We start from the raw sequence: 24,975 nt of genomic DNA, 5'->3' as shown, positions 1-24,975 counted from the left end.
CTTAAATTATAAAATGAAAAAAGCTAGGATATAATCGTTTTTGAAAAAGCAAACGACTTTATCCTAGCTTTTTTATTATGCGCTTTGATAATCCTAACGCTTATAATAAAAATTATTTTACTTTCATTTTTTGAATGTGATCATAATCTGGTGTAGCAAAAAGCGTTTTCTGATTATCATATGTTACAAAACCTGGTTTGGCACCTGAAGGTTTGTGTACATGCCTAATTTCTGTGTAATCTACTGGAATTTGTCCGGAATTACCAGCTTTGGAGAAATAACCAGATAACATGGCCGCTTCTTTAATCGTGTCTTCACTTGGTGCATCACTAAGTATCACAACATGTGAGCCTGGTATATCTTTCGTGTGGAACCAAAGATGATTTTTTGCCGCTTTTTTATTCGTTAAATAATCATTTTGTTTATTGTTTTTACCTACAAGAATTGTATCACCATCAGTTGAAACATATTCTTGTAATTGAATGGTTTGTTTCTTTTTCTTCTTATTTTGTTTGCGTTGTTTCATAAAGCCCTGTTCTGCAAGCTCATCACGGATATCATCAATCTCATCAATAGAGATATGTGCGAGTTGTTGTTCAATACTTTCAAAATAAGCAATATTCTCTTGAGTTAATTCAATTTGACGTAGTAACTCGTGTGCTCTTGTTTTTAACTTGTTATATTTTTTATAATAATTCTGCGCATTAACAGCAGGGGCTTTAGTTGGGTTAAGAGGAATCGTAATTTCTTCACCAGTATAATAATTAAGCGTTGTAATTTCTTTATCGCCTTGCTTAATTTGATAAATATTGGCTGTTATTAACTCACCATACAGTTGCTGTAATTCTTTTTCTTTTGTACCTTCTTGCTCATCAATTAGTTTACTTAATTTATTTTGATATTTATGAAGTTGTTGTTGTACAAATTTAACTAAATCATTCGCACGTTGTTTGACGCGTTCTCTCTCTCCACGTGCATCATAATAGCGATCAAGTAAATCATGCAGTGAATCATATTCTACAACATCATCATAAAATTGATTTAATTTCATAAAGTAAAAATCTTCTTTACCTGTTTCATGATTTTTATGGAAAACAGGTGTGGGCTCCCCCTTAGTTTCTTCAATTACTATATCAAATGCTTCAGGCAATGTTTGAGCAGTCATAAATTGTTTTCTGCTAACAATTTCATTAGTGATTAATGGACTAAAACCTTCTAAATGATCTAGTAATTGTCGTGCTATTTTTCCACTATTAAAATCTATATATTTTAATACAGTTTCTCCAGATATATCATATGGATTAATTTTGTTTTGCGCAGGTGGTGCTTCATATTGAAAACCAGGCATTACAGTACGATACTGATTTGTATTTGGTGTTAAATGCTTAAAGCCTTCAATAATCTTGCGCTGTTCATTTACTAAAATTAAATTACTGTGTTTACCCATAATTTCCAATATAATTGTACGATGTATTGTATCGCCAATTTCATCTTTGCTCTGTACATCTATTTCTACGCGTCTATCATTACCAATTTGTCTTACTGCTTTTATAAAGCCACCTTCAATATGTTTACGAAACACACGTGCAAACATAGGAGGATCAAATGGATTATCATATTTTTTATTAGTTAAATGCATTCTAGTAAAACTTGGATGGATAGAAAGTAGAAGTTGATGATTTTTACGATTTTGACGCACGACGACAAGAAGTGTGTCGTTTTCTGGTTGATTTATTTTGTGGATTCTACCACCTACAAGAAATTGTAGAGATTCCACCATTTTTTTAGTGAATAAACCATCATATGCCATTACTATCAGCCACCTTATTTTTAGTCATTCAACATATTGTAACATGGCGCAAAGATTAGGTCATGAGCAAAGTTTGTGTTGTGGGACGCTATACAATTGAATGTTTCTTATGGTATCATATGTTAATAATAGAAGATTAGCTTAGAGAGGTAGTAAGTCATGGATAATGAGAAAGGTTTATTGATTGTACTATCTGGACCTTCTGGTGTAGGAAAAGGGACAGTTAGAAAAAAAATATTTGATGATCCAGCCACATCTTATAAATATTCTATTTCAATGACCACACGTAGTAAACGTGAAGGTGAAGTAGATGGTGTTGATTATTTTTTCAAAGCAAAAGCAGAATTTGAGGAATTAATTAAACAAGATGAATTTATAGAATATGCTGAATACGTAGGAAATTACTATGGGACGCCTGTTCAATATGTTAAAGATACGATGGAGCAAGGCCATGACGTATTTTTAGAAATTGAAGTAGAAGGTGCGAAACAAGTGCGTAAGAAATTCCCAGATGCATTGTTTGTTTTTCTTGCCCCGCCAAGTTTAGATCATTTACGTGAACGATTAGTCGGTCGTGGTACGGAATCTGATGAAAAAATTCAAAGTCGTGTGAATGAAGCACGTAAAGAAGTCGAAATGATGAACTTGTATGACTATGTTGTAGTTAATGATGAAGTAGAGTTAGCTAAACAACGTATTCAATCTATTGTAGAAGCTGAGCATTTGAAGAGAGAACGTATTGAAGCGAAATATAGAAAAATGATATTGGAGGCAAAAAAATAATGTTATACCCACCATTAAACGAATTAACAGCAAAAGTTAATTCAAAATATTTAATTGCAACTACTGCTGCAAAACGTGCTCGTGAAATAGATGAAAATCCAGAATCAGCATTGTTAAGTAAATATGATGCAAAAAAACCTGTAGGTAAAGCGCTAGAAGAAATCGCTGGCGGAGATGTTTATCCGGACGGACTATATAAAATACCATCTAAGTAATTAAAAGTTAATCTTGAAACATATAAATAATAACTAGCACGCTGCTAGTTTAAAGTTTTTCAAAATGAGTCTGGGACATAAATGCGTGTCTCAGACTCATTTGTTAGATTGAACAGTAGTTGTTTGATATCTCATTGTACTTGTTTCAAGCTTTTAAAGTGCTATATCTTCATTTATGAAGAGAAAGTAGTGCGGATATAAGCGCTTCAGCTCTTGTGTTCTTTTTTAATAAGGCTTGCGGAGCGGGAATACGAAATCAAATTTTTGATTTCTATCCTGCTCCCTTTTTTTATTTAATTTAAAATTTTGTGTATAATGGTGATTAATCATTTATTTAAAGCATTCAATAACAAATTAACCTTTGTTTTATTTAAAAATATAAAGTTATAGTCCATTAAGAGGTCATATTTAAATTATTTGGAGGAGATTTGCAATGAAACGAATATTACTTGCTGTTACAGGTGGCATTGCTGCGTATAAAGCAATTGATTTAACAAGTAAATTAACGCAAGCAGACTATGACGTTAGAGTCATGCTTACAGATCATGCACAAGAGTTTGTGACTCCATTAGCTTTTCAAGCAATTGGTAGAAATCCAGTTTATACAAGTACTTTTTTAGAACAAAATCCGGAAGAAATTCAACATATCGCATTAGGTGATTGGGCAGACGCAATCGTAGTGGCACCAGCGACAGCAAATATCATTGCTAAACTTGCAAATGGTATTGCAGATGATATGGTAACGTCGACATTGCTCGCTACTGAAACTGCTAAATTTATTGCGCCAGCGATGAATGTGCATATGTATGAAAATAAGCGAACACAACACAATCTCGCTACACTGAGTTCAGATGGTTATTATTTTCTTGAACCTGGTGAGGGCTTTTTAGCATGTGGCTATGTAGCAAAAGGCCGTATGGAAGAACCTTTGCAAATTGTTGAAAGGTTAAACCAGTTTTTTAAACACAATGACCAAGCATCTTATTCGATAGACAGTCGATTTGAAGGTATGAATGCACTAATCACTGCTGGACCGACTGTCGAAGAGTTAGACCCAGTACGTTATTTATCTAACCGATCATCAGGAAAAATTGGTTATGCATTGGCAGAATCACTAACTAAGCGTGGGGCTAACGTCACACTCGTATCTGGACCTACACATCTAACACCTCCAGAAAATGTGAATGTTATTCAAATTCAGAGTGCTGAGGAAATGTTTGAAGCGGTGAAAACACACTTTGATGAACAAGATATCGTATTTAAAGCTGCAGCAGTATCAGATTATGCGCCTGCTGAAATGTTAGAGCACAAACTAAAAAAACAAGACGGTACATTATCTGTGACTTTTAAACGTACACCAGATATTTTGAAATATCTAGGTGAACACAAAACAAAGCAATTCTTAGTAGGCTTTGCAGCAGAAACACAAAATATTGAAACATATGCGCAGAAAAAACTGCAACATAAAAATGCAGATGTGATTATTGCTAATAACGTAGGAGATCGTTCAATAGGGTTTAGTTCAGATGATAATGACTATACGATGTACTTTAAAAATGGAAATCCTATGAGTTTAGGAAAACACAAAAAAGTCATATTAGCGGAGCATATCTTAGATAGTTTAGAAACAAGGTGGGAATAAAATGATAGCAAAAGTAATTGTTGATATACCTTCTAAAAGTGTGGACTTTACGTTCGATTATATAATTCCTACAAGACTACAATCTATGATACAAGTTGGTATGCGTGTCATTGTGCCTTTTGGACCAAGGACAATTCAAGGCTATATTATGGAAATAACAGAACAACCCGATGCAAATATAGATATAGCTAAGCTTAAAGAGATAAAAGAAATTCAAGATATTAAACCAGAATTAACTGAAGAACTTATTAAGTTAACAGATTGGTATAATAATTACTTTGTGACGAAGCGTATTTCTATGTTAGAAGTGATGTTACCAAGTGCAATTAAAGCTAAATATACAAAAGTTTTTTCAATTGAAAATGATGAAGCGATTCCGGAACAGTTACGTCTCCGTTTTGATAGTGAAGGTCATTATGCGTATAAAGAAGCTCAATATAATGATGATCTATCCGCCATCTCTCCTTTATTAAAGCAAGGTGATATTAGTGAAGTGACATTGCTTTCTCAAAGTCTCAGCAAAAAGAAACAACGTGCTGTGAGAGTGGTAGAAGGTTTTGAATATGATGCTGTATTGGGTTCTTTAGAAAAGTCTCAAAAGCAATATGATTTATATGCTTATTTAATTGATGAACGTCATCATACTGTACTACTGAAACAATTAGAAGCAATGAACTTTTCAAAATCAAGTATTGATACACTGATGCGCAAAGGCTTTGTGGAAAAATACGATGCAATCGTGGAACGTGATCCCTTTGAAACGCGTGTATTTGAACAAGATGAAAAGCAACAACTCACAGCTGATCAACAACAAGCGTTTGAAGCAATACTTAAAAATATTAAGGCACATGAACAGAGAACTTTTTTACTCCATGGTGTGACTGGTTCAGGAAAGACTGAAGTTTATTTGCAAACAATTGAGGAAGTGTTGCATTTAGATAGACAAGCTATGATGCTAGTGCCAGAAATTGCATTAACCCCACAAATGGTTTTAAGGTTTAAGCAACGATTTGGTGACGAAGTTGCCGTGCTCCACTCAGGTTTGTCGAAAGGTGAACGCTATGATGAATGGCAAAAAATCAGAGATGGTAAAGCTCGGGTAAGTGTTGGTGCACGGTCAAGCGTGTTTGCGCCATTTAAAAATTTAGGCATGATCATTATTGATGAAGAACATGAATCATCTTATAAACAAGAGGATTATCCTAGATATCATGCACGTGATATCGCAGAGTGGCGCAGTCAATATCATCAGTGCCCATTGATATTAGGGAGTGCCACACCAAGTTTAGAAACATACGCGCGCGCAGATAAGGGCGTTTATGAACTGTTATCTTTACCAAACAGAGTCAATCAACAGGCGTTGCCAGAAATTGAAATCGTTGATATGAGAGCTGAATTAAGTTCAGGTAATCGGTCTATGTTTTCCGAACAATTACGTGAAGCCATTCAAACTCGTTTAGATAAACAAGAACAGATTGTATTGTTTTTAAACCGTCGAGGCTATGCATCATTTATGTTATGCAGAGATTGTGGTCATGTACCACAATGTCCTAATTGTGATATCTCATTAACTTATCACAAGTCTTCGGATCAATTGAAGTGTCATTATTGTGGTCATCAAGAAACACCACCGAGCAAATGTCCTAATTGTGAAAGTGAACATATCAGACAAGTTGGTACTGGAACACAAAGAGTTGAGGAGTTATTACAAGAAGTGTTCCAGGAAGCACGCATTATACGAATGGATGTTGATACTACATCTCGTAAAGGTGCTCATGAAAAATTATTAAATGATTTTGGCTCAGGTAAAGGAGATATTTTATTAGGTACTCAAATGATTGCGAAAGGGTTAGATTTTCCTAACATCACACTCGTAGGTGTACTCAACGCGGATACAATGTTGAACCTTCCTGACTTCAGAGCAAGTGAACGTACTTACCAATTATTAACGCAAGTATCAGGTCGTGCAGGACGTCACGAAAAAGAAGGTCAAGTAATCATTCAAACTTATAACCCAGAACATTATGCGATTAAAGATGTTCAAGAAAATGATTATCCGGCTTTCTTTAACAAAGAGATGAATTATAGGAAAATAGGTAAATATCCTCCTTACTTCTTTTTAATTAATTTCACTATCTTACACAAAGATATGAAGAAAGTCATGGAAGCATCGAAACATATTCATAAAATTTTATTACAGCATTTATCGGATAAAGCATTAGTGTTAGGACCATCACCAGCAGCATTATCAAGGATAAATAATGAATATCGCTTTCAAATCTTAATTAAATATAAAAGTGAACCAGCGCTCCACGAAGCGCTTAAGTATTTAGATGATTATTATCATGACCAATATTTAAAAGACAAGCTATCGTTAAAAATTGATATTAATCCCCAAATGATGATGTAAGCAACTTAGTTAAATGTATTGTCTACAGTTGATCCAAAGTTTACAGAGATTTGTATAATTAAATAAACTACAAAAAAGGACAAATAGTTTAATTTGAGACGTTTTTAAAGTCTTAGTTAACTGTTTGTCCTTTTTACTGTTATATATTTGAATGATTGCTAACAATGTTGGTCAATATATTTGGCATTCGTCGATTTGCATCCTTGAAATATTATATTAGAGGAGTTTTGTGAGGAAAAAAGAGATTATTAATATTGCTAATGATTATAAATAGCATCTATGAAGGGGAATAAATACGCTAAAAACATAAGTATTACTAGAATAGCTATAAACCAGTTTTCTTTATCCAAACTTATTCATCCTTTGTAAAAGTATATAGTAACCATATTATAAAAGAATAACTAAAATCAATAACATAGGGTGAATGTAATTAAATCTTTAAGTTAAATTAACAATGTTATTAAAAGTGAATAGTGAGCTACTATTTATTATAAAGGTCTTTTTAACTTTTTGTTTTTAAAACTTTAAATGTCTATAACAATTATTATGTATGCAAATTCAATATATATAAAACATATCAAATTTAAAATTTGCATTTAATGATTTGTACAGTTATATTGAATAGTAACGAGTCCAATATAAATTGAAATCGAACTTATTTAAAATAAAGGTCTGAGATTTTAAAATCAACAATAAAATACATTGCTGAGTATTTTTCATCATCTAAATACAATATCTAAGGAGTTTTGTCTATGAGTTTAATGAATAAGAGAGAAGCTACAAGATTAAGCATAGTTGAATTATCAAATCGCATCGCATCTTTATATAATACGAAATTAAGTCCTGAATTAATTGAACGCATAGAAAGTAAGCAAACGAAATTAAAAAATGAAGACGCACAAATATTGGCTGAATTTTTTAATACAACCTCTGAAGATTTAATGTGAATCAAGCAGACTTCAAAAATTCATCCAAATAAGTGTGTAACAATAAAGTGTGCGCATCATCGCACCTGTTAAATATTGAGCTTAGCGTTATAAATTAAGATTTAAAATAAATAGACAAAATTTAAAATATTAGTGTATAGTGAGCCTATAAATCTCGGCATAGTACGAGTGAATAAAGGGGCGATGTTGCAATGGTATATAATGAATACAATCAACCAATTGGTGATATAATAAATGATTTTGAAACGCCTGGTTTTCCTGAAACAAAGTCATTAAAAGGACAATATAGTCGCTTGGAAAAATTGTCAACACAACATATCGATGATTTATTCAACCATTTTAGTGTAGAAGCAGATGCGCCGAATTGGACATATCTACCTGATGAACAAACTCAAGATTTCAATCAATTTAAAGCCTACATAAATAATAAAATTAAATCAAAAGATCCTTATTTCTTTTCAATTATTGACAACAAAACGGAAGAAGCGGTTGGTATTTTATCATTGTTAAGAATAAATCAAAAAAATGCATCTATTGAAGTGGGCCATATTCATTATTCAAATGTTTTAAAACAATCACGTATTGCAACTGAGGTTCAATATTTATTAGCAAAGTATGTATTTGAAACATTAGGTTATAGAAGATATGAATGGAAATGTGATGCTTTGAATCAACCTTCTATTAAGGCAGCCAAACGACTTGGATTTAAATATGAAGGCATTTTTAGAAATCATACAATTTATAAAAATAGAAGTCGAGATACATGTTGGTTATCTATGATAGATAGCGAATGGCATGAAAATAAAATAGAATTTGAAAAGTGGCTGAATCCTTATAATTTTGATGAGTTTGGCATACAGCTTACTAGTTTATCTATGAATTAAAAAAGAGAATTAATATTTATATAATTGAATTACATGTAAAACGAAGGAAATATTTTATTGTAAACTGATAAAATATTTCCTTTTTTTTGTTTGGAATTGTTAAGCTGTATGTAGTAATTAAAATGGATGAAATATATTTTCAAATTAAAGTATAAACGGCTAGTACGGTTATTTAAATTAGCTGTTACACAATGCATGATGCATTTTTGGTCAAAATAAGTTATAATGATATGATGAATTTTTGTGAGGAGAATTATGATGACAATTAAACAGCTTGTTACGAGTCAACACCCAATTCTAAAAAGATCAATACCTGATGTCACTTTATTTGACGCTCAATTAGCGGAGTTGTTACTCGATTTAGAAGATACAATGTATGATGTAGGTGCATCCGCTATATGTGCACCACAAATTGGTATATCGCAAAAAGTAGCGATTATAGATATGGAAGTAGATGGCTTGTTACAACTGATTAATCCTCAATTAATAAGCGAATCTAATGAGAAAGTTACAGATTTAGAAGGCTCTATTAGCATACCTAATGTATATGGTGAAGTGACAAGAAGCAAAATGATTGTTGTTAAAAGTAATGATAAAAATGGTAATGAGGTTGAAATGACCGCATATGATGATATTGCACGTATGATATTACATATGATTGACCATTTTGAAGGTAAGCTATTTACTGAGCGCGTAAGTAAAGTTTTAAGTGAAGCTGAAATGGAGGCGTATTTTGACAATGAGTAAAATTATATTTATGGGGACACCTGATTTTTCAACTAAAGTTTTAGAAATGCTAATTGCTGAACATGATGTAATTGCAGTTGTAACGCAACCAGATAGACCAGTTGGTAGAAAACGTACACTCACACCACCACCTGTAAAGAAAGTGGCAGTAGAACATGACATTGCGGTCTACCAGCCAGAAAAATTAGCGCAATCAGAAGATTTAAAAGTACTTATTGATTTAAATGCAGACCTAATCGTCACAGCAGCTTTTGGACAAATATTACCAGAATCATTATTAGCATCACCTAAACTGGGTGCGATTAATGTCCACGCATCATTGTTACCTAAATATAGAGGTGGCGCTCCAATTCATCAAGCAATTATTGATGGTGAAAAGGAAACAGGTATATCTATCATGTATATGGTTAAAAAATTAGATGCGGGTGATATTATATCTCAACGCGCTATCGAGATAGAACAGCAAGATGATGTAGGTACGATGCACGAGAAATTGAGTTTTTTAGGTGCAAACTTACTGAAAGAAACGTTGCCCTCTATAATAAATGGCACCAATGACAGTGTTGTTCAAAATGAAAGTGAAGCGACATTTGCCTCTAATATTAATCGTGAAGACGAGAAAATTGATTGGACACTATCAGCAGAACAGATATATAACCATATTCGCGGCTTGTCACCATGGCCTGTTGCTTATACGGTGATGGATGACGGAAATTTAAAAATATATGCATCTAGAATTGAAAAAGATAAAACGGGAGAACCAGGTACGATTATAGAAACAACTAAAAAAGCAATCATCGTCGCAACGGGCTCTAAAGATGCTATTGCTTTAACAGACATACAAGTTGCAGGTAAAAAACGAATGCTTGCTGCAAATTACTTAAGTGGAGTGCAAACGTCACTCGTTGGGAAGGTATTATTATGACAATAGACACGAATGTACGACAGTTAGCGTTTGAAACTTTACAAGACATCATTAATGACAAGGCTTATAGCAATATCATCATTAATGATGTTTTATCTAATAATGAATTAAATCGTGCAGATAAAGGATTATTTACTGAACTCGTTTATGGCACATTAAAAAGAAAATTTTCACTGGATTACCTACTAAAACCTTTCGTTCAAACAAAGCTCAAAGGTTGGGTAAGACAATTACTATGGATGAGTATTTATCAATATGTTTATTTAGACAAGGTTCCTGAACATGCGATTATTAACGAAGCAGTAGAAATTGCTAAACGTAAGGGTGGACCGCATAACGGTAACGTAGTGAATGGTATATTACGTAATATTATGCGCAGTGACTTGCCAGACTTCACTGAAATCACTGATGATAAAAAAAGAATCGCTATCGAATACAGTTTGCCAAAATGGTTAGTAGATCATTGGTCGACACACTTTGGTATTGAAAAAACTGAAGCAATCGCGGAATCATTTTTAACAAAAGTAGCGACAACTGTACGTGTGAATTTAACAAGGATTTCAATTGAAGATGTAATTAGAAGATTAGTTGAAGATGATTATATCGTAGAACAAGATAACGAAATTGATACGTGTTTGCACATCAGTGGCAAACCGATTATCGAATCACGTATGTTCAAAGATGGTTTAGTTTCTATCCAAGATAAAAGTTCTATGTTCGTTGCTGAATTAATGGGATTAAATGAGGGCGACGAAGTATTAGATGCATGTAGTGCGCCAGGTGGAAAAGCGTGCCATATTGCAGAAGTATTAAATGGCACAGGTCATATTGATGCAACTGATATCTATGAACATAAGATAGATTTGATAGATTTCAATATTAAAAAATTACGATTGTCTAACATTTCTGCTTTTGAACACGACGCTACTGAAAAATATGGTAAAGTGTATGATAAGATTTTAGTTGATGCACCATGTAGTGGCTTAGGTGTCCTAAGACACAAACCTGAAATTAAATATGAACAATCGCAACAATCGATTCAATCATTAGTCGAAATTCAATTGGAAATTTTAAATAATGTGAAAGATAATTTAAAACCAGGTGGCACGTTAATTTATTCTACATGCACAATTGAACAATTAGAAAATGAGAATGTAGTATATACATTTTTAAAAGATAATAAAGATTTTGAGTTTGACACATTTGAACACCCGATTACTGGAGAAAAAGTGAAAACGATGCAAGTACTACCTCAAGATTTCAACTCTGATGGCTTTTTCATTACTAGGATTAGAAGAAAGGAAAATTAAATTATGATTACTGAAGAAAAGAAGAAAAAGAATAAGTTTCTTCCCAATTTTGAAAAGCAGTCCATTTATTCAATTAGATATGACGAGATGCAAGATTGGTTGATACAAAATGGTCAGCAAAAATTCAGAGCGAAACAAATTTTTGAGTGGCTTTATGAAAAACGTGTAGATAGCATCGACGAAATGTTGAATTTATCTAAGGAACTTAGAGAAGTTTTAAAAGAAAGTTTTACAATGACAACTATGATGACAGTCGTTAAACAAGAGAGCCGAGACGGTACAATCAAATTTTTATTTGAACTACAAGATGGCTATACAATTGAAACAGTTCTTATGAGACATGAATATGGGAATTCAGTATGTGTTACGACACAAGTAGGTTGTCGTATTGGTTGTACGTTCTGTGCATCTACATTAGGTGGGTTGAAACGTAATCTAGAAGCGGGTGAAATAGTATCGCAAGTACTTACTGTTCAAAAAGCACTAGATGAATCAGAAGAACGCGTATCACAAATTGTTATCATGGGTATTGGTGAACCGTTTGAGAACTATGATGAAATGATGGATTTCTTAAAAATTGTCAATAACGATAATGGGTTGAATATTGGTGCCCGTCACATTACGGTATCAACTTCAGGTATTATTCCACGTATATATGATTTCGCAGATGAAGACATTCAAATTAATTTTGCTGTGAGTTTACACGGTGCAAATGATGAAATACGTTCTAGATTAATGCCTATTAACAGAGCATACAACGTTGAAAAATTAATGGAAGCTATTAATTATTATCAAGAAACAACAAATAGACGTATTACGTTTGAGTATGGATTGTTTGGTGGCGTTAATGATCAACTTGAACATGCTAGAGAATTAGCTCATTTAATTCAAAACTTAAATTGTCATGTTAATTTAATTCCTGTTAACCACGTACCAGAACGAAATTACGTTAAGACGCCTAAAGAAGACATATTTAAATTTGAAAAAGAATTAAAACGTTTAGGTATTAATGCAACAATTAGACGAGAACAAGGTGCAGATATAGATGCTGCGTGTGGTCAATTAAGAGCGAAGGAACGAAAAGTAGAAACGAGGTAGAGACATGCTAAAAGCACAATTTTTTACTGACACGGGTCAATATCGTGATAAGAATGAAGATGCAGGTGGCGTATTTTATAATCAAACAGAGCAACAGTTATTGGTGCTTTGTGATGGTATGGGTGGACATCTTGCAGGTGAAGTCGCGAGCCAATTTGTAACCAATGAACTGCAAAGTCGATTTGAAGAAGAAAATCTCATCGAGGCAGATCAAGCTGAAGATTGGTTGAGAACAACACTAAAAGCGATTAACCGTGAATTATATCAATTGTCAGTAGAAAATCCAAAATACCAAGGTATGGGTACGACTTGTGTTTGTGCATTAGTATTTGATAATTATGTAGTTGTTGCAAATATTGGAGATTCACGTGCGTATTTAGTGAATAGTAGAGATATTGAACAAATTACCAACGACCACTCATTCGTGAATCATCTTATGATGATCGGCCAAATTAGCGCTGAAGAAGCATTTACGCACCCACAACGCAATATTATTACGAAAGTGATGGGTACGGATAAATTAGTTACGCCAGATATTTTTGTGAAAAAAACGAATTTTTATGATTTTTTAATGTTGAATTCTGATGGTCTAACTGATTTTGTTCGTAATCATATGATTCAAGAAGTATTAATTCAAGATAATGAATTAGAAACACATGGACAAAATTTAATTAAACTTGCATTATCGCAAGATACGAATGATAATGTAAGTTTAATTTTGGCTGAGATTGAAGGTGATAAAGTATGATAGGCAAATTAATAAATGAACGCTATGAAGTGATTAAAAAACTTGGTGGCGGTGGTATGAGTACTGTCTATCTTGCTGAAGACTCGATACTCAACCGACAAGTTGCAATTAAAGCAATTAGAATTCCCTCGGGTGAAAAAGAAGAAACAATTAAACGTTTCGAGCGCGAAGTACATAACTTAACTCAACTTTCACACGACAATATTGTTAGTGTATTTGATGTCACAGAAAATGAAGAGAACTTCTTTTTAGTGATGGAATACATAAAAGGTCCAACATTATCAGAATACATTCAAGAAAATCGTCCATTAGATATTGAAACTGTGTTGAATTTCACTAGACAAATTATCGATGGTATCAAGCATGCGCATGATACTAAAATTGTTCACCGTGATATCAAACCTCAAAATATTTTGGTGGAAAAGGATAAAACTTTAAAAATATTAGATTTTGGTATAGCTAAAGCGTTAAGTGAAACAACAATGACCGAAACGAATCATGTGTTAGGTACAGTACAGTATCTATCCCCAGAACAAGCACGAGGAAAGTCTACAGATAATGGAACTGATATCTATTCCATCGGTGTAGTATTGTATGAAATGCTTGTTGGCAAGCCTCCATTTTCAGGAGAAACCGCAGTAAGTATTGCAATTAAGCATATACAAGACCCGATGCCCAATGTTACGGAGCATCGATCAGATGTGCCACAAGCTATAAGTAATGTTGTGCTAAAAGCAACTGAAAAAGATAGATCTGAACGTTATGAAACTGTTAAAGATATGCAAGAAGATCTTGATAGTGCATTGTCAAAAAGTAGAGAGTATGAAGCAAAATATCTGTCAGATGATGCGAACACTAAAACAGTGCCTATAAATAAAGAAGAAATTGCTAATCAAACACAATCAGAAAATCAACATAAAAATATTAAAGAAACGATGCAAATACCTATTGTGAATCAACAAAAATTCCAATCTAGTGAAGAGCATATATATGCAGTGCCAACGAAACAACGTTCAAAGAAAAAGAAGTTTTTCTACGCTATTGTAATTATTCTTTTATTATTTGGCTTATTTGGTTTTATGGCTATGGGAATGTTTGGGAGTAAGTATTTAGAGACGCCTGACTTATCTGGTAAAACTGAAAAAGAAGCAGAAACGATATTAAAAGATAATAAATTAGAACTTGGTGATATTTCTCGTGAGTATAGTGATAAATACTCTGAAAATAAAATCATTAAAACAACACCTAAAAAAAGTGAGCGTTTAGAACAGAATAGTAAGGTGGATATCGTTTTATCTAAAGGGCCTAAATTAGCAGAAATGCCTAGTCTTTATGGTATCCCTAAAGCAGAAGCGATGGATAAGTTGAAAGACTTAGGCATTAAAGACGCTAAAGTAAAACAAGCGTATACGAACCAAAATGTAGCTAAAGGATTAATCGAAGGACAAAATGTATCACCTGGCGATAAAGTTGAAGTGAATGATAGTAATATCGAATTAACTGAATCATTAGGTACAAAACAAGTTTATGTCGAAGATTATGAAAACAAATCCTTTAAAACAGCTAAATCAGAGTTAGAAGCTAAAGGCTTTAAAGTTGTGGTTAATGAAGAACAAGACGACGACAAAGTTAAGAAAGATCACGTTATCAACCAATCACCAAAAGGTAAAGAAGTTGATGAAGGTTCAACTATTGGATTCACAGTTTCTAAAGGAGCACCTGAGGAAAAAGATGAAGACAAAGACAAGGATAAAGAAGATTCGGATAAAGAAGATGAAGATAAGTCTAAAGATGATGAACTAGACAAAACGTATACAGAGACATATCAAGTACAGTATACGGGTGATGATGATGAGAGCCAAGAAGTCAAAGTTTATGTAAGAGATAAAGATGACGAAGGCGATTCACCTTCACAGACGTACAAGATAAAAGAAAATAAAACAGTAAAAATCCCAATGACAATTCAAAAAGGTGAGACAGCAGGATATACCATTCGAGTTGATGATAAGATTGTTGCTGATAAAGATATCCCCTATGATTTTTAGCAACACTTAACGAACAAAGAGAGTTTAGTGTTGCTTATGCAAGCCAAAGCTTGCGATCCGAACTGGCACTTAACGAACAAAGAGAGTTTAGTGTTGCTTATGCAAGCCAAAGCTTGCGATCCGAACTGGCACTTAACGAACAAAGAGAGTTTAGTGTTGCTTATGCAAGCCAAAGCTTGCGATCCGAACTGGCACTTAACGAATGAAGAGAGTTTAGTGTTGCTAATTTATCTTAGAGTCAAATAAACATAAGTGAACACCATTTCAACTGATATAAAGTCTGTTGAAATGGTGTTTTATTTTATAGGTTTTATTGTTTATATAAGAATAGTAAGATGGTTTATGCTGATTTTTATACGAAATAGTCTTAAATCATATTTAAATTAAAAAGGCTTTGCTATAATATATAAGATAATAGTTTTTAAAGAGAGGTGTCTAAGTGAAGACAGGACGCATTATAAAATCATTAAGTGGCGTTTATCGTGTAGATGTAGAAGGTGAAATGTACGATACGAAACCACGCGGTTTATTCAGAAAAAATAAATTTTCACCAATCGTTGGTGATGTAGTTGATTTCGAAGTTGAGAATATAACAGAAGGATATATTCAATACGTTCATGATAGAAAAAATGAATTAAAAAGGCCACTTGTTAGTAACGTGGATCATCTTATATTAGTAATGAGTGCAGTAGAACCTGATTTTTCAACGCAATTACTAGATAGGTTTTTAGTCATTGCGCATTCGTATCATATGCGCCCGCGTATTCTCATAACTAAAAGAGATTTAGCCTCAGTTGAAACGCAGCAAAAAGTTACACAATTGTTAAATATTTATGAAAATATGGGCTATAAAACACAATTCATTAGTATCGATGATGATATTGAACCTGTTTTTGCTGCTTGGGGGGAAGGACTTGTTGTATTAAGCGGCCAATCTGGTGTCGGTAAATCAACACTATTAAATAAATATTTTCCAGAACTGAATATTGAAACGCAACATATTTCAAAAGCACTTAACCGCGGTCGTCATACTACAACACATATAGAGCTTTTTGAACGAAGCCATGGTTATATAGCAGATACGCCTGGGTTTAGTGCGTTAGATTTTACACATATCCAAAAAGACGAATTAAAAAATTACTTTATGGAGATTAATGAATACGGCGAAAAGTGTAAATTTAGAGATTGTAATCATATTAATGAACCAAAATGTAATGTGAAAAATGAGTTGGAAAATGGAAACATTGCACAATTCAGATATGACCATTACTTACAACTCTTTAATGAAATTGCAAATAGAAAGGAAAGATATTAAATGGCAAAACTTTATCCATCATTATTATCAACTGATTTTTTAAAATTACAAGAAGAATTAACAGCATTAGAAGAAGCAGGTGTAGACGGTGTACACTTTGATGTTATGGATGGTCAATTCGTGCCAAATATTTCGATTGGTTTACCAATACTTGAAGCAGTGCGTAAAGGTACGCGACTGCCAATTGATGTTCATTTAATGATTGAAAAACCAGAAAAATATGTCGAATTATTTGCCGACTACGGGGCTGATATGATCTCAGTGCACGTAGAAGCAACACCACATATTCATAGAGTAATAGAACAAATAAAGAATAAAAATGTAAAAGCAGGTGTTGTAATCAATCCTGGCACACCCGTGGATGCAATCTTACCAGTGATAAAAATGGTGGATTTTGTATTAGTGATGACAGTGAATCCTGGTTTTGGGGGTCAATCATTTATTAGTGATACTGTTGTAAAATTAGATCAACTATCGAAAATCAAAGATGAATTGAACTTAGAATTTGAAATCGAAGTAGATGGTGGTATTAACAATGAGACTGTTGAAACTGTTATAAACCATGGTGCTACAATGTTAGTTGCGGGGTCATATTTCTTTAAACATGATGATTACAAAGAAGTAACGAAAACATTGAAAGGCTGAAGCTAATGAAAGTGAATTTATTGTGTGGCAATAGAAATTTGCCTGAAGGTTTATTAAAGACAGAAACAGATGCGCATTGGATTGGGGTTGATCGAGGAGCGTTACTTTTGATAGAAGCAGGGATAATACCTCGATTTGCTGTAGGTGATTTTGACTCAATTACAAGTGAGGAAAAAGCATTTGTTGAAAAACGAATTGACATTAATCCATTTAATTCGGAAAAAAATGATACAGACCTAGCTTTAGGTATTGATCAAGCAGTGACCAATGGTTATAAAGAGATTTGTGTTTATGGTGCTACAGGTGGTCGATTAGATCATTTTATGGGCGCGTTACAAATTTTAGAAAAACCAGAATATACAGAGCAAAATATTGTCATTAAACTTATTGATGTGAATAATGAAATTCAATTTTTAAAAACAGGGTCATATACGATTCAGAAAAACGACAACTACCGTTATATCTCATTTATTCCAGTCACTTATCCTACGGTCATCTCGTTAAATAATTTTAAATATAATCTTGAAGAGGAACAACTTAAACTAGGATCTACGCTTACGATTTCCAACGAGCTCAACCAAACAGAAGGTGATGTGAATATTACTGAAGGCAACGTATTAATGGTGAGAAGTAAAGACTAAAATCCAATAACATAATAACGCTTATGTTTATGAGTTAATTTAAATGAGCGCATAAAAAAAGACCATTCCTCCACATAAGGACTGGTCTTTTCGTGCATTATATTTATTAAACTCTAGTTACTTTACCAGATTTTAAAGCACGTGCAGAAACCCAAACTCTTTTTGGTTTTCCGTCTACAAGAATTCTAACTTTTTGAAGGTTAGCATTCCATCTTCTTTTAGAAGAATTTAAAGCGTGAGAACGATTGTTTCCAGTTGAAGCTTTACGACCTGTTACGAAACATTGTTTGCCCATGAAAGTACCTCCTTTAATAAATATAAATACACGCATCTACTACATACTTGAATAATGTACCACAAATAAAATTAGATGTAAATAAGAAGAATGAATTTTTCTATTTACATAGATTCTACTTTTGTTAAAATCAAATTATGGTATAATTATAAACTGTGGATAAATGTAAAAATTTGCTTAATTAGATAAATTATATTATTTGTTAATTTTATAGTTAATTAAACAACCATAAACTAGGAGGCCCAATTTAAATGACATTAGAAATCACAAATGATTATGGTAGTATAGACATTTCAAACGAAGTAATAGCTTCAGTTGTGGGTAGCAAAGCAGTAGAATGTTATGGGATTGTAGGAATGGCTTCTAGACAACAAGTAAGAGATGGAATTGCTGAAATATTAGGGCATGAAAATTATTCTAAAGGTATTGTTGTAAGAGAAGACAATGGCGTTATAGATGTTGATATGTATATCATTGTAAGTTATGGTACTAAGATATCTGAAGTAGCAAGCAATTTACAGTCAACAATAAAATATACATTAGAGCAAACATTAAAAGTAAAAGTAAATTCAATAAATATATTTGTACAAGGTGTTCGAGTTAATAATGGCACTAAGAACTAGGAGGACAATACGGAATGGTTAGCAAAATTAATGGTAAATTATTTGCCGAAATGATTATACAAGGGGCACAAAATTTATCAAATCATGCAGACTTGGTTGATTCATTAAATGTGTATCCAGTACCAGATGGAGATACAGGGACAAACATGAATTTAACGATGACATCTGGAAGAGAATCAGTAGAAGAAAACTTGTCGCAGCATATCGGTGAACTAGGAAAAACATATTCAAAAGGTTTGTTAATGGGCGCTAGAGGGAATTCTGGGGTCATCTTATCACAACTATTTAGAGGATTCAGTAAAAATTTAGAAGCGTATGATGAAATCAATGCACAACAATTAGCAGAAAGTTTCAAAGCTGGCGTAGAAACTGCATATAAAGCAATTATGAAGCCTGTGGAAGGTACGATATTAACCGTAGCTAGAGATGCTGCAGATGCTGCTATGCGCAAAGTAGAAGAAACTGAAGATTGTATCGAATTGATGACATATATTTTAGAAGAAGCAGAAATCTCACTAGAAAATACACCTAATTTATTGCCTGTATTAAAAGAAGTGGGCGTAGTAGATAGCGGTGGTAAAGGTTTAGTTGTCGTTTATGCTGGCTTCCTTAAAGCGTTAAAAGGTGAAACGGTAAGTGCTGAAACAGCCAAATTAGATAAAGATTCTTTAGTTAATGAAGAACATGATTTTCATGGTGTAATTAATACTGAAGATATCGTTTACGGTTATTGTACAGAAATGATGGTTCGTTTCGGTAAAAATAAAAAAGTATTTGACGAACAAACGTTTAGAGAAGATATGAGTACATATGGTGACTCATTATTAGTCATAAACGATGACGAAATCGTTAAAGTGCATGTACATAGTGAAAAACCAGGTGATGTGTTTAATTATGGTCAACAGTATGGAGAACTTATTAAATTAAAAGTAGAAAACATGCGTGAACAACACCGAGAAGTTGTAAAAAAAGAACAAGTAAGTCAAAGTGATGCTCAAACACCTGAAACAGTTGAAACAGCAGTTATTGCTATTTCAATGGGAGATGGTATATCTGAATTGTTCAAATCAATGGGTGCAACACATATGATTAGCGGTGGTCAAACAATGAATCCATCAACTGAAGATATTGTTAAAGTAATTGAGCAGTCACAATGTAAACGCGCAATTATTTTACCAAATAATAAAAATATTATGATGGCTAGCGAACAGGCTGCAGATATCGTAGGTGCTGAAGCTGTAGTTATCCCAACTAAATCAATACCACAAGGCATTGCTGCACTCTTTAATTATGATGAATCAGATGCTCTTGAAGTTAACAAAACACGTATGGTTGAATCACTTGAAGCAGTGACGTCAGGTTCAGTGACATATGCTGTAAGAGATACAAAAATTGATGGCGTTGAAATTAAAAAAGACGCATTTATGGGCTTAGTTGAAGATAAAATCGTTACGAGTAACGAAAATGAATTTGAAACTGTTAAAGGTTTATTGTCTGAAATGATTCAAGATGATAGTGAAATCATTACGATGATTGTCGGTGAAGATGCAAATGCATCATTGACTTCGGATATTGAAACTTGGCTTGAAACATCTTATCCAGAAATTGAATTAGATCAACATGATGGCCAACAACCTGTATATCAGTATCTTTTCTCTGTAGAATAAATATATTTATTGAACACTTGTATATAAGGATAGCTTCCATTTTAGGAAGCTATTTTAAGTTGTCGACAAGGTCTAAAAGCTTTGTTGGCAATTTTTTTATGCACGCTTTACGTTGATATAACTACACCTTCATTTTAAATTTCATCCTCGCTTGTCTAGGGCATGACCTCAGTTTATAGTCATTGACTCATACTGGATAATTCGCATTATGACAGGCTTCTTAGATGAAAAATTCAGAAATTAAAAAATATAGAGTTAGTCTACTAAGGATAAAATTTTTGATAGCAATTATTTTATCGTATGCAAAGATTTGTATAATTAAATTAAATGGAAACATTTTTATTTATTTAAACCTTCTACAACAATATTCTTGTTTTAAATAAGGATAATACAACCAGTATTGGTTTATAATGTCTAGCTTAATTGTTATAATGAGTTGCATGCATATAAATGTAAGCGCATTACATTAGAAACATTAAAAATAAGAGTGGGGTATAATTATGAAATATAAAACAGTTTTCGATATTATAGGACCTACAATGGTGGGGCCGTCTTCATCTCATACTGCTGGTGCAGTAAGAATTGGATTAGTAGCAAAAGATTTGTTTAATCAATTGCCAAAACAAGCTGATATCTATCTTTACGGTTCGTTTATGGAAACATACAAAGGACATGGTACAGATGTAGCACTTGTTGGTGGTTTACTAGGTTATGATACAGATGATGACCGTATACAAACAAGCTTAGAAACGGCTGAGCAAATGGGAATGAAAGTGAATTTTATAGAAATGGCTGAAGAAAGATCACATCCTAACACTGCTATTATTAATATGAGAGATGCTGATAAAGAAATTTCTGTTGAAGGTGTTTCTATAGGTGGCGGCAAAATAGAGGTAGTTGCGATTAATGGATTTAATATTGCGATTAGCGGTAATTATCCAGCACTGCTTGTTTTTCATAAAGATACTTTCGGCACAATTGGTCGTGTAGCAAATATTTTAGGTGATTCTAGTATTAATGTTGGTAGTATGCAAGTTTCTAGAAAAGAAAAGGGCGACCAAGCATTAATGACTTGTGAGTTAGATGAATCTGTGACAGATGAGATTATAGATAAAATTAAAAACGTCGAAGGTGTAGTGACAGTTTCACTCATGGGCGACGCCTAATGGAGGGTAACGCATGTTTAAAAGTGTGAAAGAACTAGTAGAAAAATGCGAAACAGAAAATAAAAAAATTCATGAAATCATGCTCGAGCAAGAAATGGAAGTTACTGGCTTATCTGAAGCTGATATTTATGCCGGTATGGATAAAAACTTACAAACGATGGAAAATGCACTTGATGAAGGTTTAGAAGGGGTAACTTCAACTACCGGATTAACTGGTGGAGATGCTGTGTTAATCAAAAATTATTTGAAGACAGGTAAATCATTATCTGGCCCAACTTTATTGGATGCAGTGAGTAAAGCAGTTGCGACAAACGAAGTCAACGCAGCAATGGGTAAAATTTGTGCAACTCCTACTGCCGGATCTGCAGGTGTAGTACCAGGCGTATTATTTGGACTCAAACCACGCCTTGAACCTACTAGAAAAGATATGCTGAACTTTTTACTTACCTCAGGAGCATTTGGTTTTGTAGTTGCCAACAATGCATCAATTTCAGGTGCGGCAGGCGGTTGTCAGGCAGAAGTTGGTTCTGCTGCAGCGATGGCAGCAGGTGCAACCGTGGAACTTGCTGGCGGAACACCACAACAATCGGCTGAAGCTTTTGCAATTTGTTTAAAGAATATGCTAGGTTTAGTATGTGACCCAGTAGCTGGCTTAGTCGAAGTGCCTTGCGTGAAGAGAAATGCTGCAGGCGCATCAAACGCAATTGTCTCTGCTGATATGGCTTTAGCAGGTGTAACTTCAAGAATCCCTACAGATGAAGTGATTGAGGCAATGTACAAGATCGGCCAAACAATGCCATCAGCATTGCGTGAAACTGGTCGTGGAGGTTTAGCTGGTACACCAACAGGTCAGCGTCTAAAACAAGAAATATTTGGTGATTAAAAATGTCAAAAGTCAATTTAATAGATAGTCCTTTTCCTTTATCACAGATAAAAGGACTGGGACCAAAAAGGTTGTCCGTATTAAATGAATTAAATATCCATACTGTTGAGGATTTAATTTTATATTTACCAACCCGTTACGAAGATAATACAGTAATTGACTTGAATACGGCCGAAGATCAAGCGATAGTGACAGTGGTAGGAGAAGTATATTCGACACCTACTGTCGCTTTTTTTGGTCGTAATAAATCTAAGTTAACCGTACATATCATGGTCAATAATATTGCTGTAAAATGCACTTTTTTCAACCAACCTTATTTAAAAAAGAAAATTGAATTGCATGGTACGGTTACGGTAAAAGGTAAATGGAATAGAAGTAAGCAAGAGATAAATGGCAATAGGATGTTCTTCAATCAACAAGAGTCTCAAAACTCACAATTTGAACCTGTTTATCGTGTTAAAGAAGGCATTAAACAAAAACCATTGAGAGATATGATTCGACAATCATTGGGAGAAGTCACAATACATGAATGGCTCTCTGATGAATTGAGACAAAAATATAAATTAGAGTCATTAGAGAATACGATTAAGGCGTTGCATTTTGCGACAGATAAGTCATCTTTGTTAAAAGCACGTAGAACGTATGCTTTTACAGAATTATTTATGTTTGAATTACGAATGCAATGGTTAAACCGCTTAGAAAAAACATCAGATGAAGCGATTGAAGTAGATTATGATATCAATTTAGTGAAATATTTCATTGATAGTCTTCCTTTTGAACTCACTGATGCGCAAAAACATAGTGTAAATGAAATATTCAGAGACTTGAAAGCACCAATAAGAATGCATCGTCTCTTACAAGGTGACGTAGGTTCAGGTAAAACTGTCGTAGCAGCAATCTGTATGTATGCACTGAAAACTGCGGGATTTCAATCAGCATTGATGGTGCCTACTGAAATATTAGCGGAACAGCATGCAGAAAGTTTAGTTGAAATTTTCGGTGAAAGGATGAATGTGGCGTTACTTACAGGTTCAGTGAAAGGTAAAAAGAGAAAGCTGTTGTTAGAACAACTACAAAATAATGAAATTGATTGTATTATCGGCACACACGCCTTAATACAAGATGATGTAGTATTTAATAATGTTGGTTTAGTGATTACAGATGAGCAACATCGTTTTGGTGTGAATCAACGTCAATTGTTGAGAGAAAAAGGTGCGATGACTAACGTCCTCTTCATGACTGCTACACCCATTCCACGAACATTAGCTATATCCGTTTTTGGAGAAATGGATGTGTCATCCATTAAACAATTACCAAAAGGCAGAAAGCCGATTATTACTTCATGGTCCAAACATGAAGCCTATGAAAGTGTACTCAATCAAATGACTTCGGAATTAAAAAAAGGTAGGCAGGCATATGTAATTTGTCCTCTAATTGAAAGTTCTGAACATTTAGAAGACGTACAGAACGTAATTGAGTTATATGAATCGCTACAGATATATTATGGTTCTGAAAAAGTAGGACTACTACATGGTAAGTTGCATTCAGAAGAAAAAGATAGAGTAATGCAGCAATTTAGTAATCACGAAATAGACGTTTTAGTATCAACTACCGTTGTAGAAGTAGGGGTTAACGTACCTAATGCAACGTTCATGATGATTTATGATGCTGATCGTTTCGGTTTATCTACATTACACCAATTAAGAGGGCGTGTAGGTAGAAGTGAAGAGCAAAGTTATTGTGTACTCATTGCTTCACCGAAAACAGAAACGGGTATTGAACGAATGAATATTATGACGCAAACGACAGATGGTTTTGAATTAAGTGAACGTGATTTAGAAATGAGGGGTCCAGGTGATTTCTTTGGTGTGAAACAAAGTGGTTTGCCTGACTTCTTAGTCGCAAATGTTGTTGAAGATTATAAAATGTTAGAAGTAGCAAGAGATGAAGCGGCTGAATTAATTCAGTCTGGTGTCTTTTTCGAATCACAATATCAAATGTTGAGAACATTTGTAGAAGAAAACTTATTATATATGAGTTTTGATTAATAAAGAAGGCACAAAATAATAAAACAAGTGCTATTATGAACTAATCCCAAATTGTGGGAATAAAATAAAAACACTTTCGTTGAATTCATACTAAAATGAATTTATACGAAAGTGTTTTATTTTGGTTA

General features: G+C 33.6%; 22 protein-coding genes. 20 read left to right on the top strand and 2 right to left on the bottom strand.

Annotation, left to right across the window (positions count from 1 at the left end; all coding sequences use genetic code 11):
- Positions 1-112: 112 nt before the first annotated feature.
- A complete protein-coding gene (locus tag SOJ_RS09695; protein ID WP_002507910.1) occupies positions 113-1,810 on the bottom strand; it encodes an Rqc2 family fibronectin-binding protein in 1,698 nt (565 codons plus the stop codon).
- Between the two features lie 159 nt (positions 1,811-1,969).
- Between SOJ_RS09695 and gmk the strand changes: the two genes are divergently transcribed.
- The 15 genes from gmk (at position 1,970) to SOJ_RS09615 (ending at position 18,165) form a co-directional block, all read left to right on the top strand.
- Complete coding sequence (gmk, locus tag SOJ_RS09690) at positions 1,970-2,593, top strand: guanylate kinase (protein ID WP_002507909.1); 624 nt, start codon at positions 1,970-1,972, stop codon at positions 2,591-2,593.
- On the top strand, positions 2,593-2,808 hold the full coding sequence (gene rpoZ / locus SOJ_RS09685; protein WP_002507908.1) for a DNA-directed RNA polymerase subunit omega: 216 nt from the start codon (positions 2,593-2,595) through the stop codon (positions 2,806-2,808). The genes gmk and rpoZ overlap by 1 nt, the downstream gene beginning before the upstream one ends.
- 433 nt (positions 2,809-3,241) lie before the next feature.
- Positions 3,242-4,450 carry a bifunctional phosphopantothenoylcysteine decarboxylase/phosphopantothenate--cysteine ligase CoaBC gene (coaBC, locus tag SOJ_RS09680; RefSeq protein WP_002507907.1) on the top strand — a complete coding sequence of 403 codons (1,209 nt, stop codon included), beginning with the start codon at positions 3,242-3,244 and terminating at the stop codon, positions 4,448-4,450.
- A gap of 1 nt (position 4,451) precedes the next feature.
- Positions 4,452-6,860: a primosomal protein N' gene (gene priA / locus SOJ_RS09675; protein WP_002507906.1), complete on the top strand. Its 2,409-nt coding sequence runs from the start codon at positions 4,452-4,454 to the stop codon at positions 6,858-6,860.
- A gap of 752 nt (positions 6,861-7,612) precedes the next feature.
- Entirely contained in the window at positions 7,613-7,807 is a 195-nt protein-coding gene (locus tag SOJ_RS09670; RefSeq protein WP_002507905.1) for a hypothetical protein, read from the top strand.
- Between the two features lie 191 nt (positions 7,808-7,998).
- Positions 7,999-8,691 carry a GNAT family N-acetyltransferase gene (locus SOJ_RS09665; RefSeq protein WP_002507904.1) on the top strand — a complete coding sequence of 231 codons (693 nt, stop codon included), beginning with the start codon at positions 7,999-8,001 and terminating at the stop codon, positions 8,689-8,691.
- Between the two features lie 258 nt (positions 8,692-8,949).
- On the top strand, positions 8,950-9,438 hold the full coding sequence (locus SOJ_RS09660) for a peptide deformylase (protein ID WP_002507903.1): 489 nt from the start codon (positions 8,950-8,952) through the stop codon (positions 9,436-9,438).
- A complete protein-coding gene (gene fmt, locus SOJ_RS09655; protein ID WP_037539583.1) occupies positions 9,431-10,363 on the top strand; it encodes a methionyl-tRNA formyltransferase in 933 nt (310 codons plus the stop codon). Before SOJ_RS09660 ends, fmt begins: the two co-directional genes overlap by 8 nt.
- Positions 10,364-10,365: 2 nt before the next feature.
- A complete protein-coding gene (gene rsmB / locus SOJ_RS09650; protein WP_232246093.1) occupies positions 10,366-11,673 on the top strand; it encodes a 16S rRNA (cytosine(967)-C(5))-methyltransferase RsmB in 1,308 nt (435 codons plus the stop codon).
- Between the two features lie 3 nt (positions 11,674-11,676).
- Complete coding sequence (gene rlmN, locus SOJ_RS09645; protein ID WP_002507900.1) at positions 11,677-12,771, top strand: 23S rRNA (adenine(2503)-C(2))-methyltransferase RlmN; 1,095 nt, start codon at positions 11,677-11,679, stop codon at positions 12,769-12,771.
- 4 nt (positions 12,772-12,775) lie between these two features.
- Positions 12,776-13,519, top strand: coding sequence for a Stp1/IreP family PP2C-type Ser/Thr phosphatase (locus tag SOJ_RS09640; RefSeq protein ID WP_002507899.1), 744 nt, complete (start codon positions 12,776-12,778; stop codon positions 13,517-13,519).
- Entirely contained in the window at positions 13,516-15,564 is a 2,049-nt protein-coding gene (gene pknB, locus SOJ_RS09635; protein WP_002507898.1) for a Stk1 family PASTA domain-containing Ser/Thr kinase, read from the top strand. The genes SOJ_RS09640 and pknB overlap by 4 nt, the downstream gene beginning before the upstream one ends.
- A gap of 439 nt (positions 15,565-16,003) precedes the next feature.
- Entirely contained in the window at positions 16,004-16,879 is an 876-nt protein-coding gene (gene rsgA / locus SOJ_RS09625; protein ID WP_002507897.1) for a ribosome small subunit-dependent GTPase A, read from the top strand.
- Positions 16,880-17,524, top strand: a complete 645-nt coding sequence (gene rpe, locus SOJ_RS09620) for a ribulose-phosphate 3-epimerase (RefSeq protein ID WP_002507896.1) — start codon at positions 16,880-16,882, stop codon at positions 17,522-17,524.
- A 5-nt stretch (positions 17,525-17,529) separates the two neighbouring features.
- Positions 17,530-18,165 carry a thiamine diphosphokinase gene (locus SOJ_RS09615; protein ID WP_002507895.1) on the top strand — a complete coding sequence of 212 codons (636 nt, stop codon included), beginning with the start codon at positions 17,530-17,532 and terminating at the stop codon, positions 18,163-18,165.
- A 106-nt stretch (positions 18,166-18,271) separates the two neighbouring features.
- Here the strand turns inward: SOJ_RS09615 and rpmB are convergent, their stop codons facing one another.
- Complete coding sequence (rpmB, locus tag SOJ_RS09610; protein ID WP_002507894.1) at positions 18,272-18,460, bottom strand: 50S ribosomal protein L28; 189 nt, start codon at positions 18,458-18,460, stop codon at positions 18,272-18,274.
- A 251-nt stretch (positions 18,461-18,711) separates the two neighbouring features.
- Here rpmB and SOJ_RS09605 point away from each other — a divergent pair, with 251 nt between their 5' ends.
- The 5 genes from SOJ_RS09605 (at position 18,712) to recG (ending at position 24,847) form a co-directional block, all read left to right on the top strand.
- On the top strand, positions 18,712-19,083 hold the full coding sequence (locus SOJ_RS09605) for an Asp23/Gls24 family envelope stress response protein (RefSeq protein ID WP_002507893.1): 372 nt from the start codon (positions 18,712-18,714) through the stop codon (positions 19,081-19,083).
- Positions 19,084-19,097: 14 nt separating this feature from the next.
- Entirely contained in the window at positions 19,098-20,750 is a 1,653-nt protein-coding gene (gene fakA, locus SOJ_RS09600; protein WP_002507892.1) for a fatty acid kinase catalytic subunit FakA, read from the top strand.
- A 500-nt stretch (positions 20,751-21,250) separates the two neighbouring features.
- Positions 21,251-21,916, top strand: coding sequence for an L-serine ammonia-lyase, iron-sulfur-dependent subunit beta (gene sdaAB, locus SOJ_RS09595; protein WP_002507891.1), 666 nt, complete (start codon positions 21,251-21,253; stop codon positions 21,914-21,916).
- A gap of 13 nt (positions 21,917-21,929) precedes the next feature.
- Positions 21,930-22,799: an L-serine ammonia-lyase, iron-sulfur-dependent, subunit alpha gene (sdaAA, locus tag SOJ_RS09590; protein ID WP_002507890.1), complete on the top strand. Its 870-nt coding sequence runs from the start codon at positions 21,930-21,932 to the stop codon at positions 22,797-22,799.
- Positions 22,800-22,801: 2 nt separating this feature from the next.
- Entirely contained in the window at positions 22,802-24,847 is a 2,046-nt protein-coding gene (gene recG, locus SOJ_RS09585; RefSeq protein ID WP_002507889.1) for an ATP-dependent DNA helicase RecG, read from the top strand.
- The last annotated feature ends 128 nt before the right edge of the window (positions 24,848-24,975 follow it).

This window comes from Staphylococcus sp. OJ82 (assembly GCF_000294465.1).
In the GTDB taxonomy this organism is placed as follows: domain Bacteria; phylum Bacillota; class Bacilli; order Staphylococcales; family Staphylococcaceae; genus Staphylococcus; species Staphylococcus equorum.
The sequence above is the reverse complement of the archived record's forward strand: the minus strand, read 5'-3'. Positions and strand labels throughout refer to the sequence as shown.